Source organism: Lentzea sp. NBC_00516 (assembly GCF_036346835.1).
Taxonomy (GTDB): Bacteria; Actinomycetota; Actinomycetes; order Mycobacteriales; family Pseudonocardiaceae; genus Lentzea; species Lentzea sokolovensis.
This window is the reverse complement of the sequence record NZ_CP107840.1, coordinates 6,017,242-6,030,380: the sequence shown is the minus strand read 5'-3', so window position 1 is coordinate 6,030,380 and position 13,139 is coordinate 6,017,242. Positions and strand designations below refer to the sequence as shown.

Annotated in this window: 17 protein-coding genes, 1 tRNA gene and 1 other RNA gene; 11 read left to right on the top strand and 8 right to left on the bottom strand. The window is 69.0% G+C overall.

Annotated features, from left to right (window positions below; all coding sequences use genetic code 11):
* Positions 1-3 precede the first annotated feature (3 nt).
* From OG205_RS27040 to OG205_RS27030, 3 genes are read right to left on the bottom strand one after another with little or no spacing between them, the layout of a single operon-like run.
* Positions 4-552 carry a DUF1349 domain-containing protein gene (locus OG205_RS27040; protein ID WP_330270843.1) on the bottom strand — a complete coding sequence of 183 codons (549 nt, stop codon included), beginning with the start codon at positions 550-552 and terminating at the stop codon, positions 4-6.
* A gap of 4 nt (positions 553-556) precedes the next feature.
* A complete protein-coding gene (locus tag OG205_RS27035) occupies positions 557-1,288 on the bottom strand; it encodes a fructosamine kinase family protein (RefSeq protein ID WP_330270842.1) in 732 nt (243 codons plus the stop codon).
* Positions 1,267-1,719 (bottom strand): low molecular weight protein-tyrosine-phosphatase, encoded by a 453-nt coding sequence (locus OG205_RS27030; RefSeq protein ID WP_330270841.1) that lies wholly within the window; start codon positions 1,717-1,719, stop codon positions 1,267-1,269. The genes OG205_RS27035 and OG205_RS27030 overlap by 22 nt, the downstream gene beginning before the upstream one ends.
* On the opposite strand from OG205_RS27030, the gene OG205_RS27025 reads away from it, so the two are divergent.
* The 5 genes from OG205_RS27025 to OG205_RS27005 all read left to right on the top strand — a co-directional run bounded on the left by OG205_RS27025 (position 1,718) and on the right by OG205_RS27005 (position 5,263).
* Complete coding sequence (locus OG205_RS27025; RefSeq protein ID WP_330270840.1) at positions 1,718-2,176, top strand: PASTA domain-containing protein; 459 nt, start codon at positions 1,718-1,720, stop codon at positions 2,174-2,176. The genes OG205_RS27030 and OG205_RS27025 overlap by 2 nt on opposite strands.
* A gap of 67 nt (positions 2,177-2,243) precedes the next feature.
* Complete coding sequence (locus tag OG205_RS27020; protein WP_030472678.1) at positions 2,244-2,450, top strand: hypothetical protein; 207 nt, start codon at positions 2,244-2,246, stop codon at positions 2,448-2,450.
* Positions 2,451-2,487: 37 nt separating this feature from the next.
* Positions 2,488-3,483, top strand: coding sequence for an Rv2231c family pyridoxal phosphate-dependent protein CobC (gene cobC / locus OG205_RS27015; protein ID WP_330270839.1), 996 nt, complete (start codon positions 2,488-2,490; stop codon positions 3,481-3,483).
* Entirely contained in the window at positions 3,480-4,529 is a 1,050-nt protein-coding gene (locus tag OG205_RS27010) for a Nif3-like dinuclear metal center hexameric protein (protein ID WP_330270838.1), read from the top strand. The genes cobC and OG205_RS27010 overlap by 4 nt, the downstream gene beginning before the upstream one ends.
* Positions 4,526-5,263, top strand: coding sequence for a zinc ribbon domain-containing protein (locus OG205_RS27005; protein ID WP_330270837.1), 738 nt, complete (start codon positions 4,526-4,528; stop codon positions 5,261-5,263). The genes OG205_RS27010 and OG205_RS27005 overlap by 4 nt, the downstream gene beginning before the upstream one ends.
* Positions 5,264-5,316: 53 nt before the next feature.
* On the opposite strand, the gene OG205_RS27000 is transcribed toward OG205_RS27005, so the two are convergent.
* Positions 5,317-5,868: a hypothetical protein gene (locus tag OG205_RS27000; RefSeq protein ID WP_330270836.1), complete on the bottom strand. Its 552-nt coding sequence runs from the start codon at positions 5,866-5,868 to the stop codon at positions 5,317-5,319.
* A 113-nt stretch (positions 5,869-5,981) separates the two neighbouring features.
* Between OG205_RS27000 and OG205_RS26995 the strand changes: the two genes are divergently transcribed.
* Entirely contained in the window at positions 5,982-6,539 is a 558-nt protein-coding gene (locus OG205_RS26995) for a TetR/AcrR family transcriptional regulator (protein ID WP_330278235.1), read from the top strand.
* Between the two features lie 4 nt (positions 6,540-6,543).
* On the opposite strand, the gene OG205_RS26990 is transcribed toward OG205_RS26995, so the two are convergent.
* Together OG205_RS26990 and OG205_RS26985 are read right to left on the bottom strand one after the other, a co-directional pair.
* Positions 6,544-7,371 carry an aminoglycoside phosphotransferase family protein gene (locus OG205_RS26990; protein ID WP_330270835.1) on the bottom strand — a complete coding sequence of 276 codons (828 nt, stop codon included), beginning with the start codon at positions 7,369-7,371 and terminating at the stop codon, positions 6,544-6,546.
* A 9-nt stretch (positions 7,372-7,380) separates the two neighbouring features.
* Entirely contained in the window at positions 7,381-7,911 is a 531-nt protein-coding gene (locus OG205_RS26985; protein WP_330270834.1) for a DUF6790 family protein, read from the bottom strand.
* A 45-nt stretch (positions 7,912-7,956) separates the two neighbouring features.
* On the opposite strand from OG205_RS26985, the gene OG205_RS26980 reads away from it, so the two are divergent.
* Positions 7,957-8,400, top strand: a complete 444-nt coding sequence (locus tag OG205_RS26980) for a MarR family winged helix-turn-helix transcriptional regulator (RefSeq protein ID WP_330270833.1) — start codon at positions 7,957-7,959, stop codon at positions 8,398-8,400.
* Positions 8,401-8,493: 93 nt separating this feature from the next.
* On the opposite strand, the gene OG205_RS26975 is transcribed toward OG205_RS26980, so the two are convergent.
* A tRNA-Leu gene (locus OG205_RS26975) sits at positions 8,494-8,576 on the bottom strand.
* 65 nt (positions 8,577-8,641) lie between these two features.
* Here OG205_RS26975 and OG205_RS26970 point away from each other — a divergent pair.
* Entirely contained in the window at positions 8,642-9,718 is a 1,077-nt protein-coding gene (locus OG205_RS26970; protein ID WP_330278234.1) for a bifunctional RNase H/acid phosphatase, read from the top strand.
* A gap of 96 nt (positions 9,719-9,814) precedes the next feature.
* Entirely contained in the window at positions 9,815-10,825 is a 1,011-nt protein-coding gene (locus OG205_RS26965) for a hypothetical protein (protein WP_330270832.1), read from the top strand.
* Here OG205_RS26965 and OG205_RS26960 read toward each other — a convergent pair.
* Complete coding sequence (locus OG205_RS26960) at positions 10,818-11,339, bottom strand: NAD(P)H-dependent oxidoreductase (RefSeq protein WP_330270831.1); 522 nt, start codon at positions 11,337-11,339, stop codon at positions 10,818-10,820. The two genes, OG205_RS26965 and OG205_RS26960, sit on opposite strands and share 8 nt — an antisense overlap.
* Before the next feature lie 175 nt (positions 11,340-11,514).
* Between OG205_RS26960 and rnpB the strand changes: the two genes are divergently transcribed.
* Positions 11,515-11,921, top strand: an RNA gene (gene rnpB / locus OG205_RS26955) — RNase P RNA component class A.
* Between the two features lie 17 nt (positions 11,922-11,938).
* Positions 11,939-13,063, top strand: a complete 1,125-nt coding sequence (locus OG205_RS26950) for a threonine synthase (RefSeq protein ID WP_330270830.1) — start codon at positions 11,939-11,941, stop codon at positions 13,061-13,063.
* The last annotated feature ends 76 nt before the right edge of the window (positions 13,064-13,139 follow it).

The window sequence follows — 13,139 nt, the reverse complement described above, 5'->3', positions numbered from 1 at the left end:
TCCTCACGGTAGATGCGTGACCTGGACCTCGTGGAACTGGGTCACGAACCCCTCGCCCTCAGGACTCGCCGCCATGATCCCGACCCTGGCTTCCTCGCCGGGCGGGAAGTAGGCCTTGCGCAGCACGTTCGCCGGCTCCCGGCCGTCGGTGCCGTACCGGACCCACACCGCGTCACCCTTGCGTTCGGCGCTGATGGTGAAGCGCTCGAACGGCTCGGTGAGCGCCAGGTTCCAGTCCGAGAAACCACGCGTGACCACCGTGCTGGCCTGCCGCTTCCCGTCGAACACCTCGACCCCGGCCTTGATCCAGTTCTCGCCGTCGATCAGCAGCCCGACGCCGGCGTGGTCGTACTGCGCCACGTACTCGCCGGTGAACGTCGCCGTGATGGTGAAGTCGCCGGTCAGGCTCACGCCGTAGAGGTGGCCGTTGTCGCGGACGATGCCGTTGCCGGTGAGGCGCCAGAAGTCGCTGCCAGGGTCGGCGTGCACGGCGAGAGGGTCGGTCGACCACTTCCGCGGTTCGTTGAGCCACGTCCAGCCGATGAGGTCCATGACCTCATCCTCGCAAAACCGCTCGCATCGCGGCCACGGCTTCGGACCGGTAGCCGCCGCCGAACAACACGGCGTGCACGAGCAGCGGGAACAGTTGGTGCAACTTCACCCGTGCCTGCCAGCCATCGGCCAGCGGCGCCACCTCCTGGTACGCGCCCAGCACGTGGTCGAGGAACGGACAGCCGAAGAGCCGGAGCATCGCGAGATCGCTCTCCCGATGCCCGCCGTGGGCCGCGGGGTCGATCAGCCACACCTGGCCGTCGGCGCCCCACAGCACGTTGCCGCTCCACAGGTCGCCGTGCAGCCGTGCGGGAGGTTCCGGCGGACCGGCGATCTCGCTGATCCGCGCGCACACCTCACTCACGTCGATGCCCGCTTGCCGCGCGTACGGCTCGATGCGTTGTGACGCGAACCACGACGGCCACTCCGGCGCGGGCTCGTTGGCCATCGGCGCCATGCCGATCGTGGCCTCGCGCGGACCACCGGGCGGTGCAGAGCCGAACGCCTCGGCTCCGGCGCGGTGCAGCACGGCCAGGCGGCGCCCGAAGGTCACGGCCGCCTGAAGATTCGGCTCGCCGGCCGGGATCTCGTCGATCACCAGCGTGCCGCCCTCGGCGCTGTGCACGAACGGGATCGGCGGGCCGCCGTCGACGCGCAGCCACCGCAGACCGGCCGCCTCCGCAGCGGTCGCCTGGGGTGACTGGTGCTTCGTCCTCAGAGCCGCTCGCGAACCCACGCGATCAATCCCGGCATCGCCGCCTCCGTCATGACCAGCACCTCGTCGAACCCGGAATCGTCGCCGTAGTACGGATCCGGCACGTCCGCGCCGTCGGCGTCCGGATCGAACGAACGGAGCAGCCGCACGCGATCGGGATCGGCCATCCGGCGCAACGCGCGGGCGTGCCCGGCGTCGAGCGCCACCAGCAGATCCGCGTCCAGGTGGTCTGGACCGACCTGGGCGGCGACGTGGTCGGTGGGATAGCCGTTGTCCGCCAACGTCTTCAGTGCGCGAGGGTCGGCGGGGTCGCCGACGTGCCATCCACCCGTTCCGGCGCTGGACACCCGTACCTCGGAGGACAATCCTTCTCGGGACAGCCATTCTCGGAACACGAGGGCTGCCACGGGGGATCGGCAGATGTTGCCGGTGCAGACGAACGAGACGTGCATGTCGCGCAGCCTAAGGCTCGACGGAACGGCCGAACCGCCCGCATCGGTCCTGGAGCACACGATGAAGCTGCATCTGAACAGGCACAACTGGCCCGTGGCGATGGGTGCGGTGTTCGCGTTGTCCGTTGTCGGCGCGTGTGGGCCCACGTCGGTTCGCACGCCTGTCGAGACGCCGACGTCCAGCACCACGACGATCGCCACGACCACGGCGCCTCCCGTCGCCGCCGCGCCCAAGACCTGCACCGTTCCGAACGTGGTCGGCATGGTGCACCAGTACGCTCAGGACGCGATGCAGGCCGCTGGTCTCCACGTGTTGCAGGAGAAGGACGCGACGGGCCGCGGCCGCATGCTCGTGCTCGATCGGAACTGGGAGACGACGGCGCAGAGCGTGGCCGCCGGTCAGGTCGTCGAGTGCACCACGGTGATCACTTTGTCGGCCAAGAAGATCGGCGAATGAGCACCGCCGCACGGTAACGCTCAACCGCTGTCGCAAGATGTATGGACAAACGACATGGAGGCCGCCCATGCAGACAGGTACCGACGTGCCCCCGCAACGGGAGATCATCGGATGTACCGACGCCCTCGGGCGCCGTCGTGCGTTCGAGGTGTACCTCAACGAGAAGGGTCGCGTCTGCTTCCGCACCCCGCCCGGTGAGTCCGCGCAGCTCGACGCCTTCCAGCTGGACGAGCTGATCAGCCACCTCACCGAGCTCCGCCGCTACATGCAGTGACGCGGGCACCTGAGCCCGTCGCCTAGAATTTCCGGCGATGACCAGCTCAGATCTGCGCCACCACGGTGACGTCGACGCCGCGCCAGGCCTTGCCGACTTCGCCGTCAACGTGCGGGTGCCGCACCCGCCCGATTGGCTGCGCGAACGGCTGGCCGCGGCGCTCGACGGACTCGGGCGTTACCCCTCGAAACCGGCTGAAGAACGCGCTCGTGAGGCCGTCGCACGCCGCCACGGGCGCTCACCGGACGAGGTTCTGCTGCTCAACGGTGCCGCGGAGGGCTTCGCGCTGCTGCCGAAGCTCGCGCCGCGCCGTGCCGCGATCGTCCACCCCGGGTTCACCGAGCCCGAGGTGGCTTTTCGCGATGCCGGAATTCCGGTCGAACACGTGCTGCTCGACGGCGACTTCCAGCTGCGTGACGTGCGGTCGGACGCCGACCTGATCGTCATCGGCAACCCCACGAACCCGACGTCGGTGCTGCACGAGGCCGCCAGGCTCAAGGCGTTGCCCGGCAGGCTGGTCGTCGACGAGGCGTTCATGGACGCCGTTCCCGGCGAACCCGAGTCGCTCGCGCACGACCCCGACGTGCTGGTTCTGCGCAGTCTCACCAAGACCTGGGGCCTCGCCGGCCTGCGCGCCGGCTACTTCCTCGGCGACCCGGAGACCCTCGCGCGGCTCGCGCACGGCCGTCCGCACTGGCCCGTGGGCAGTCTCACGCTGGAGGCGATCACGGCGTGCTGCGAACCGGAAGCGCTCGAACAGTCCGCGGGGTTCGCTCAGGAGGCCGAACGCCATGCGGCCTACGCGTTGGAGCAGCTCCAAGACCTCGTCGTCGTTGCGCCGAAAGGGCCGTTCCTGCTGATCAGGGCGCCGAGGGGCACGCGGCAAGCGTTGCGGGACAAGGGGATCGCGGTACGACGCTGCGACACGTTCCCGGGACTTGATGACACGTACCTGCGCGTGGCGATCCGGCCGCCGGAGGAGTTCGCCGTGTTCGTGGACGCGTTGCGGGTAGTGATGGAGGAAATGGCGTGAAGCTCGCGGACGTGATCGCGGTCCTGGAGTCCGCGTATCCGCCGAAGACGGCCGAGAAGTGGGACGCGGTCGGCCTGGTCTGCGGTGATCCGCAGGAGGAGGTCACGAGGGTCCTCGTCTGCGTCGACCCGACGTCGTCCACTGTGGACGAGGCGGTCGAACGCGGCGCGCAGCTCGTGCTCGCCCACCACCCGTTGCTCCTCAAGGGCGTCAACGGGGTTCCGGCCGACGACCCCAAGGGTGCGTTGGTGCACAAGCTGATCCGGAACGGCGCCGCCTTGTATTGCGCGCACACCAACGCCGACAACGCGCTTCCCGGCGTTTCGGACGCGCTCGCGAAGGCCATCGGGCTCACCGTCACCGGCCCGCTCGACGCCACTCCGCACACTCCGAAGGACGTGCTGACCACGTACGTGCCGGCCGCGGACTCGGAACAGGTGCTCAAGGCGCTGACCGAGGCGGGCGCGAGCGCGGCCGGCGAGCTGACCGGGCACGAGGAGACGCGCATCGAGGTCGTCGTGCCACGCGCACGCCGCAACGCGGTCATCAACGCACTCCGCGACGCCTGCGAGGAACCAAGTTTCACGTTGCAGGAGACCGTTGGTCTGCCGGGCGACACCGGCTTGGGCCGCATCGGTGAGCTCGCGGAACCCGAGCCGCTCAGGGCGTTCGCCCAGCGGGTGGCCGACGCGCTGCCCGTCACCGTGCAGGGCGTGCGGGCGGCGGGAGACCCGGAACGCCTGATCAAACGGGTCGCGGTGTGCGGCGGGGCGGGTGACAGCTTCCTGAACACGGTGAAGCGCGCCGGCGTCGACGCCTACGTCACCGCAGACCTCAGGCACCACCCGGCTTCGGAGCACATCGAGTCCGGCGGCCCGGCGTTGGTCGACGTCGCGCACTGGGCCAGCGAGTGGCCGTGGTGCGAGCAGGCGGCGGAGATCCTGCGGGAGGCCTTCGGCGGTAGGGTCGACGTACTCGTCTCCACTCGCCGGACCGATCCGTGGACCGTCGGTGCGACGAGCACAGCAGCAGGAGGACATGCGTGAAAGCCGATCCCGCAGTGCAGCGCAGGCTGCTCGACCTGGCCGAGGTCGACGCCGAACTGGCGCGTGTCACCCACCGTCGCCGCACGCTGCCCGTAATCGCGGAGATCAACGAGGTCGAGCAGCAGGTGCGGACGAAGCAGGACGCACTGGTGGCCGTGGAGACGACGCTCACCGACCTCGACCGCGACGTGAAGCGCCAGGAGACCGAGATCGAGCAGGTCCGCGCCCGCGGCGAGCGCGACCGCAAGCTGATGCAGTCAGGTTCGGTCGGTGCCAAGCAGCTCACCGAACTGGAACACGAACTCGCCACCATCCAGCGCCGCCAGGGCGTCCTCGAAGACGACCTGCTGGAACTGATGGAGCGCCGCGAAGCCGTCGACGCCGACGCGTCCTTCGCGCGCGTGGAACTCGACAAGGCCCGCACCGCCCTGGAGGACGCGAGCCACCGCCGTGACGAGGCCCTCGCGGACCTGGAGTCGACCGAGACCCGCCGCACCGCCGACCGTTCGGTGATGGCGAAGGGTTTCCCCGACGACCTGCTCAAGGCCTACGACCGCCAGCGCGAGCAGCGCGGCATCGGCGCGGCCCTGATCCAGTCCCGCCGTTGCGGCGCGTGCCGGATCGAACTCGACCGCAGCGCGGTGTCGAAGCTCAAGGAAGCCGCGGCCGACGAGGTCCTGCGTTGTGAGGAGTGCGGCGCGATCCTGGTCCGCACCACGGAATCAGGTCTGTAGCCAGATCCGAAACCGACGAGGGGACTGCCCATCTGGGCGGTCCCCTTTTCTCGTCATGCGCCCCGCACGCGACGCAGACGCAGCGCCGAGACGAGGAAGAACACACCACCGATCGCCGCGTAGCCCGCGAGGTTGGTCAGCGTCGCGTTCTCACCGCTCGCCTGCAGGAAGAACGACGTGCCCGCGAGCGTGGAGATGGCGCCGCTGATGATCATCGGCCACTGACCGCCGAGGCTCCTGCGAACGAGACCGGCGGCCAGTTGCGCCACGCCGGACACGACGGCCCAGACACCCCACACCTGCAACACGGCCGGAATCCCGGACGTCACGGCGAACGCCAGACCCGCCGCCGCGAGCGTGCTGACGGCGATGTTGGCGTAGAGGGCGGCCGAGGCCCGCCCACCCCGTGCCGCGCGGCTGTCGACGACGATCGCTGCCACGTCGAACAGCGGGTAGAGCACCAGCAACGTGCCGCTGACCGGCCCGATCTCGGCCCCGGTGAGGAACAGCAGCACCGCCCACACGATCGCGAAACCGAAGCGGACGAGGTAGAGCGTGCGGAGGGCGGGGGCGAGAGTCGCGGATGGGGCTGCGTCGATGCTCACGAGGTGTCCTTGAGGTAGGGAGAACGTTCTTTCTACTTTGAGGCTGTCAGCACCTGCCGACGCTGTCAAGACCGAACGTTCTCTCTGCTACCGTCGACAGGGTGACCCGCACCGTGTCCGACGCCAGGAACCGCCTGCTGGGAACGGCCAGCCGGCTGTTCTACGGGGAGGGACTGCACTCCGTCGGAGTCGACCGCATCCTCGCTGAGGCGAAGGTGACCCGCGCGACCATGTACCGCCACTTCGCGGGCAAGGAAGACCTGGTCCTCGCATACCTGGCCGAGGCAGACAGGGCGACCCGCCAGAACGTCGACGCAGGCGTCGCCGCGGCCACGAACGACGCGGACGCCGTGCGCGCCGTCGCAAGGGGAATCGCCGGGCACATCCAGATCGAGGGCTTCCGCGGCTGCGCGTTCCTCAACGCCGTGGCGGAGTACGCCGACCCCGCGCACCCCGTGCACAGGGCAGTGCAGGCACACCGCCAATGGTTCCTCGACACCGTCACGGACCTGCTCGCACGCGTCGGCAACGCTCCGGCCGAACTCGACGGACGGCACTTCGTCATGCTGCGCGACGGCGCGATGGCGGCCGGCTGCCTAGCGGATCCGGGCCCGATCGGCGACACCTTCTGCGAGGCGGTCGAGGGCATCCTCCGAGCGCGCACGTCCTAAGCGCTCAGGCGTGCCTCTCCAGCCACGGAACGATCGCGGCGACGAAGCCGTCGGGGCTGGTCATGGGACGGCCGTTCATGGTGGCGACCAGGTGACCGACACCGAACAGCGCGTCCCAGGTGCGGGCGCGGCGGTAGGTGGTCGCGGAGACGGCACGACGGACGTTGTCCCAGCCGTGCCAGGCCATCTGGGCGGCGTCGATGGCGGGGTCGGCGGGCATCGCCATGTCCCAGTCGAGGACGCCGAGCAGCTTCCCGTCCGCCGACCAGTGCACGTTGGAACCGCTCAAATCGCCGTGCACCAAGGCGTCGGGCGCGGGCTCCAGCGCCAGAGCGGCGTCGAGGCGTCGCTGTCCCTCTGGCCGCCAGCGAGCGGGCAGCCGGGGAAGGATCTCCTCGACGATGATCGTCGACCACGACGGACCCTGCGCCCGGTCGTCCAGGGCCGCCATCAGCGAGTCGCCGAGCGGCACGGACCGAACGGCTTCCAGGACTTCGGCCACCTGCACCGGATCTCCGACGCCTTCGGGCAGGGCGGCACCGTCGATCCACGACACGGCGACAGCGGCCCGCTCGCCGAACGTGGTCACGGGAGTGAGCGGCTCCGGTACCTGGAACGGCAGTCCGGCGGAAGCCAGCTGCCGCAACACCTCCACTCGGCGGGGCATCGACGCGGCGCCCAGCGGCCGCTTGCTGACTCGCACGGCGGCGACGCCTGGGACCAGCAGCACGTCGTGGATGTTGCCGTCGGCCGCGACGAAGGCGTCGTCCAGGCGCACGCCGGGCAGCAGTGCGGAGGCGATCTCCAGCAGGTCCGGGGCGGCCTTGATCATGCCGGGAACCTACAACCGGCTCGCGAGAGCCGACTCGTTCGCACTGGACAGTCGCTGCGCCCTGTGCGCGAGGACGATCAGGACCGCGGGTGCGAGCACGTCGTAGACCAGGATGCCGCCGGTGTTGCCCGGTGCGTGGTTGCCGGCCGCGAACCACTGGTGGAGGTGACCGATCGCCGCGCCCCACAGGAACATCCCGGCACCCAGGCCGACGAGTACGCGTTCCCTGGTGGTGGCCGACGGGGACGCGACGCGGAAGGCCAGGACCGCGAGGGCGAGGTTGGCGAAGGCGATCTCGAACTCGAACGGGGTGCGGGCGAAGCCGATGGTGGCCGCCATCTCGTCCGGGACGACGAGGAACGCGATGACGAGCCACAGGCTGCCGCAGCCGAGCGCGACGCCCGCCCACCACCGCTGCCAGGTCTCGAGTTTCGCCGCGCGGGACGGGCTGTGGCGGGTGCGCACGGCCGCGCCGACGACCGCGATCAGCAGCCAGAGCAGGGGGGACGAGGTCTGGGCGAGGTAGGAGAACGTGTCCATGCTTCGAGTCTTGCATGGTTAATATTAACCGCGCAACATTCAGGTATGATCGACACCGTGGACGACGGACTTGCGGACCTGTTGCACCGGGTCGTGTACCTGCTCGGAGAATCGGCCCGGCAGCGGGAGGCCGACCAGGACGGGCTCACCTACAGCCAGCTGCGGTTGCTGGGCACCCTGGAGGAGATCCAGCCGGCGACACAGCACCAGCTCGCGCAGGCGCTGTCGGTGTCCGACCCGGCGATCAGCAGAGCGCTGCGGCCGCTGGAGGCGGCAGGGCACGTGGAGGTCCGCGTTGACCCCGAGCACGCGCGTCGTCGCCTGGTCAGCCTCACCGAGGCGGGCGGCAAAGCGTTCCACGACAACGGGAAGCCGATGTACGACGAACTGCGCACCGCCCTGCTCGACGCGGGCTTCCCCTACGAGCGGTATCTGAGCGACACCCTTCGCTTGGCCGAGATCCTGGAGGATCCTCCGAGGCGGATCTGAACGGCCTGGTGAACCGAACCTGGGGATCGTCCACAACGCAACAGGGCGGACGCTCGATGGGAGCATCCGCCCTGTTGGTAGGGATAAAATCAGTGTCCGAGGGGGGACTTGAACCCCCACGCCCTTTCGGGCACTAGCACCTCAAGCTAGCGCGTCTGCCATTCCGCCACCCAGACTGATGTGAACAGAATACAGGGCGTCCGGAGGGGCCTGAACGCGGGGCTACGATCGGCCCGTGAAGGTGATCGTCGAGGCTGACGGCGGCTCGCGGGGCAACCCCGGTCCTGCTGGATACGGCGCGGTTGTGCGGGACAAGCTCACTGGCGAGACGTTGGCCGAGCGCAAGGGGTTCATCGGTGTCGCCACCAACAACGTGGCCGAGTACCAGGGGCTCATCGCGGGGCTCAGGGCGGCCAGGGAGCTGAACGCCGAGACCGTGGACGTGCGGATGGACTCCAAGCTCGTCGTCGAGCAGATGTCCGGGCGCTGGAAGATCAAGCACCCCTCGATGCAGCCGCTCGCGCGGGAGGCGCAGGAGGTCGCGAGCGCCTTCGGGAAGATCACCTACGAGTGGATTCCGCGCGAGCGCAACAAGTATGCGGACCGGCTCGCGAACGAGGCCATGGACGCCCAGGGCAAGGCCGAGAGCGAACCCGAAGCGAAGGCCGAGGGTGCCAAGCAGCCGCACTGGAGTGGCGCGACGGGGGAGCCCACGCGCGTGATCCTGTTGCGGCACGGGCAGACGAGGCTGTCGGTCGACCGGCGTTACTCGGGGCGGGGCGATCACCCGCTGACGGAGCTCGGGCTGGAGCAGGCGGAGAAGGCTGCGGCGCGGCTGTCCAAAATGGACGGCATTGCGGCCGTCATCTCCTCGCCGTTGCAGAGGGCTCAGCAGACGGCGAAGAAGCTCGCGGACAGGATCGGGCTGGAGGTCGTCACCCATCAGGGGCTCATCGAGACCGACTTCGGCACGTGGGAAGGGCTGACGTTCGCCGAGGCGAGCGAGCAGGATCCCGAGGTGCATCGGCGGTGGCTGGGCGACACGAGCGTGAAGCCGCCGAACGGGGAGAGCTTCGACGAGGTGCACGCGCGGGTGCGCAAGGCGCGGGCGGACATCATCGCGCGGTACGGCGGCAAGACGTTGGTGCTGGTCAGCCATGTCACGCCGATCAAGACGATGCTCCGTCAGGCGCTGGACGTCGGGCCGCAGTTCCTGTTCCGGATGCACCTCGATCTCACGGGTGTCTCGATCGCCGAGTTCTACCCGGACGGGCCCGCGTCGGTGAAGCTCGTGAACGACACCTCGCACCTCGGCTGACCCGGAAAAGCCGTGTAGGGGACGTGTAGAACGCCTCGATACGTTCGCCCGGTCGTGAGGGGGAGCTTCACGGCCGGGGATCGGTGAGGGGTGGGCATGAGAAAGGCATTGGCGCTGGTCGCCGCCATGACGATGGCACTGGTGGCGGTGAACGCACCCGCGGCGTCGGCGGCCACGACGGTCGCGTTCGAGCCGCAGACCGTGCTGGGACCGGGCATCCCGAGGGACGGCACGTCGGACCAGAACGTCGTCGCGCTCGGCTCGGTCACGCTCGACATGTCCGCCACGCAGACCGCCCAGGTGGTCGCGGTGATGCGGGTCAACGACGCGACGATCCGCTCGCTGTTCGACAACGAGATCGTGTGCAAGTGGGCCGGGGGCAGCAAGAACACCGTGCTCGGCCAGAACGTCTACCAGAAGGCCGGGAAGTCGGAGTTCGAGGACATCACGCTGACGGCCAGCCAGCTCGTGCACCCCGGCGTCGCCACCCGCGTCACCTGCACCGCCTTCATCCGCACGGCCAGTCTGGGCTGGGACGACTCCACGCTCAGGCTCGTCAGCGGCTCGCTGAAGATCGCCAACGCCTCGGTCGTCAACGACGCCGCCGGCAAGCCGATCCAGAGCGTCGTCCCGCCCGGCCTCTACAAGGTCGACGCGACGAACCCGGTCGCCCGGCAGCCGGTGCTGTCCACGTTCGACGTGACGCCCGACGTCAAGAGCCTCGACCTGGTCGCGGACGTCGAGTACATGATCTGCCACACCACCGGCCAGTGCGACAAGACGAGGACGTCCAAGGCGTCGTTCACGCTCATCGTGAACCAGTGGAAGGCCGACGGCACGCTCTGTCAGAGCGACACCTCGACCAACGTCGTGCTGGACACGCCGTACTACGTGCACCACGTCGTCGTGCCGCTGAAGAAGACCGGTCTGAAGGTCCGTCCGGACTGCGCGCCGCGGTTCAACGCCTACGTGCTCGTGAAGTGGCTCGGCGGTGAGACCGGCGCGGTGCAGGGCGTCGCGACCGGCATGACCGACGGGCGCAGGACGGCGGCCCAGCACAACTCCGACATGAGCGCCGTCTACGTGCTGCCGAACAAGCTCAGCTGACCTTGCGCAGCCGGGGCGTCAGCGCCGCGGTGAACCGGTCGGCCGCCGCTTCCAGAGCGGCGGCCGCTCCGGGCGTGTTCACGTTCTGGTCCAGCACGAACTCGCCGCGCACCACCTGGTCCGCGCCCTTGGCCGCGAGCAACGGGTGCAGCGCGTAGTCCATCGCCACCAGGAAGCCCTGGCTGCCACCCGTCGCCAACGGCAGCACAGCACGTCCGCGCAACGCCTTCTTCGGCAGCAGGTCGAGCAACGCCTTCACCAGCCCGCTGTACGCCGCGCGGTACACCGGCGAGGCCACCACCAGGCCGTCCGCGGACAGCACACTGCTCACGGCATCGGAGATCTCCGGATCGCGCAGGTCCTCGGTGAGCAGCGACAACGTGGGCAGCGACCGCACGTCGAGCAACGACACCCGGTGCCCGGCGGCCCGCAACCGCTCCTCCACGAACGACACGACGACACCGGTCGGCGCGGAGTGGGACGGCGCACCGGAGATGATCAGCAGATCGGACATGACAAGGCACTCCCTGAGGTCGCGGGCACGAAGAACGCACTCAGCGGAGGCAACACAGGCTTGCTGCCACGCGGCCGTAGTCGACGTGGCGACGTCGTGTCATGACGGAAGTCAACCAACGTCCGCACCGGTGGACAACTGCTCCCAGCCGCTGGGATATCCTGGTCAGCGCGGATGAGTCGGCAGGGCGGCCGCGGCAGGCTGTGTCAGTGACGCAGGCTGTCGAGGAAAGTCCGGACTCCACAGGGCAGGGTGGTTGTTAACGGCAACCAGGGGTGACCCTCGGGACAGTGCCACAGAGAACAGACCGCCTCGGCGAAAGCCGCGGTAAGGGTGAAACGGTGGTGTAAGAGACCACCAGCGCCCCAGGTGACTGGGGCGGCTAGGTAAACCCCACCCGGAGCAAGGCCAAGAGGGCACCGGATCGCAAGTGAAGGTGCTGCGCGAGCGTTCGAGGGCTGCCCGCCCGATGCTCGCGGGTAGGCTGCTAGAGCCTGTCGGCAACGGCAGGCCCAGATGGATGGCCGCCGACTGGGACCTCGGTCCCATGAACAGGATCCGGCTTACATGCCGGCTCATCCGCCTGTATGCATGAAGTCATGCTCTCGCATCTGGAATGCGCCCGTTGCGGCCGCGAACACGACGCCAACGCCGTCCAGAACCTCTGCCACGAGTGCGCGTCGCCACTGCTGGCGCGCTACGACCTCACCGAAGTCGCCCGTCCGACGACCGAGAACTCGTTGTGGCGGTACCGCGACGTCCTCCCGGTCCGCGACCTCGATCCGGCGTTCAGCCTCGGCGAGGGCATGACCCCGCTCGTCGCGCTGCCCGCACTGAGCCGGGCGCTGGACGCGAAGATCCTCATGAAGGACGAGTCGCTCATCCCGACCGGCTCGTTCAAGGCCCGTGGCGCGGCCGTCGGCGTGGCGCGAGCCAAGGAGCTGGGCATCGAGGGCATCAAGATGCCGACCAACGGCAACGCGGGCGCCGCCTGGGCCCTGTACGCGGCGCGCGCGGGCATCCGCAGCGTCATCGCGATGCCCGAGGACGCCCCGCTGATCACCCGTGAAGAGGTCGAGGCGAGCGGCGCCGAGCTGCGGATCGTGCCCGGCACCATCGCCGACGCCGCCAAGGCCATCGCGGACGTCGACCTGTTCGACGCGTCGACTCTGCGCGAGCCCTACCGCATCGAAGGCAAGAAGACGATGGGCTACGAGATCGCCGAGCAGCTCGGCTGGCGCGTCCCCGACGTGATCATCTACCCGACCGGCGGCGGGGTCGGTCTGATCGGGATTCACAAGGCGCTGCACGAGATGCGCGAGCTCGGCTGGATCGACGGAAAGCTGCCGCGCCTGGTCGCCGTGCAGTCCACCGGATGCGCGCCGATCGTGAAGGCGTTCGACGAGGGCAAGGCCGAATCGACGTTCTGGGACGGCGCCTACACCGGCGCGTTCGGGATCAACGTGCCGAAACCGTTGGGGGACTTCATCATCCTTCAAGCCATCAGGGAAACCAATGGCACGGCGGTGGCGGTGACCGACGAGCAGATCGCGGCCGACCGCGCCGAAACCGCCCGCCTCGAAGGCGTGTTCCTGTGCCCGGAAGGTGCCGCGACTATCAGCGCGGTCCGGTCGCTGCGCGAGGACGGCTGGCTCACGGCGGACGACGAAGTGGTCGTGCTGAACACCGGTGCGGGCATCAAATATCCAAGTGTCCGCCTCTAAGTCCCTTGCTGCCCCAAGGGTGTTACAGAATTACGGCCGTTCGAGTGGCGCGCCCGTCGTAAAAGTCCACTCTCGG

Excerpts from the sequence above, each read along its gene's own strand:
- OG205_RS27030 (WP_330270841.1), bottom strand. The coding sequence starts at position 1,719 with ATGCACGTCTCGTTCGTCTGCACCGGCAACATCTGCCGATCCCCCGTG.
- OG205_RS26980 (WP_330270833.1), top strand. The coding sequence starts at position 7,957 with ATGATCGACACCGTGGACGACGGACTTGCGGACCTGTTGCACCGGGTC.
- OG205_RS26985 (WP_330270834.1), bottom strand. The coding sequence starts at position 7,911 with ATGGACACGTTCTCCTACCTCGCCCAGACCTCGTCCCCCCTGCTCTGG.
- OG205_RS27020 (WP_030472678.1), top strand. The coding sequence starts at position 2,244 with ATGCAGACAGGTACCGACGTGCCCCCGCAACGGGAGATCATCGGATGT.
- cobC (WP_330270839.1), top strand. The coding sequence starts at position 2,488 with ATGACCAGCTCAGATCTGCGCCACCACGGTGACGTCGACGCCGCGCCA.
- OG205_RS26965 (WP_330270832.1), top strand. The coding sequence starts at position 9,815 with ATGAGAAAGGCATTGGCGCTGGTCGCCGCCATGACGATGGCACTGGTG.
- OG205_RS26950 (WP_330270830.1), top strand. The coding sequence starts at position 11,939 with ATGCTCTCGCATCTGGAATGCGCCCGTTGCGGCCGCGAACACGACGCC.
- OG205_RS27025 (WP_330270840.1), top strand. The coding sequence starts at position 1,718 with ATGTCGCGCAGCCTAAGGCTCGACGGAACGGCCGAACCGCCCGCATCG.
- OG205_RS26960 (WP_330270831.1), bottom strand. The coding sequence starts at position 11,339 with ATGTCCGATCTGCTGATCATCTCCGGTGCGCCGTCCCACTCCGCGCCG.
- OG205_RS27040 (WP_330270843.1), bottom strand. The coding sequence starts at position 552 with ATGGACCTCATCGGCTGGACGTGGCTCAACGAACCGCGGAAGTGGTCG.
- OG205_RS26990 (WP_330270835.1), bottom strand. The coding sequence starts at position 7,371 with ATGATCAAGGCCGCCCCGGACCTGCTGGAGATCGCCTCCGCACTGCTG.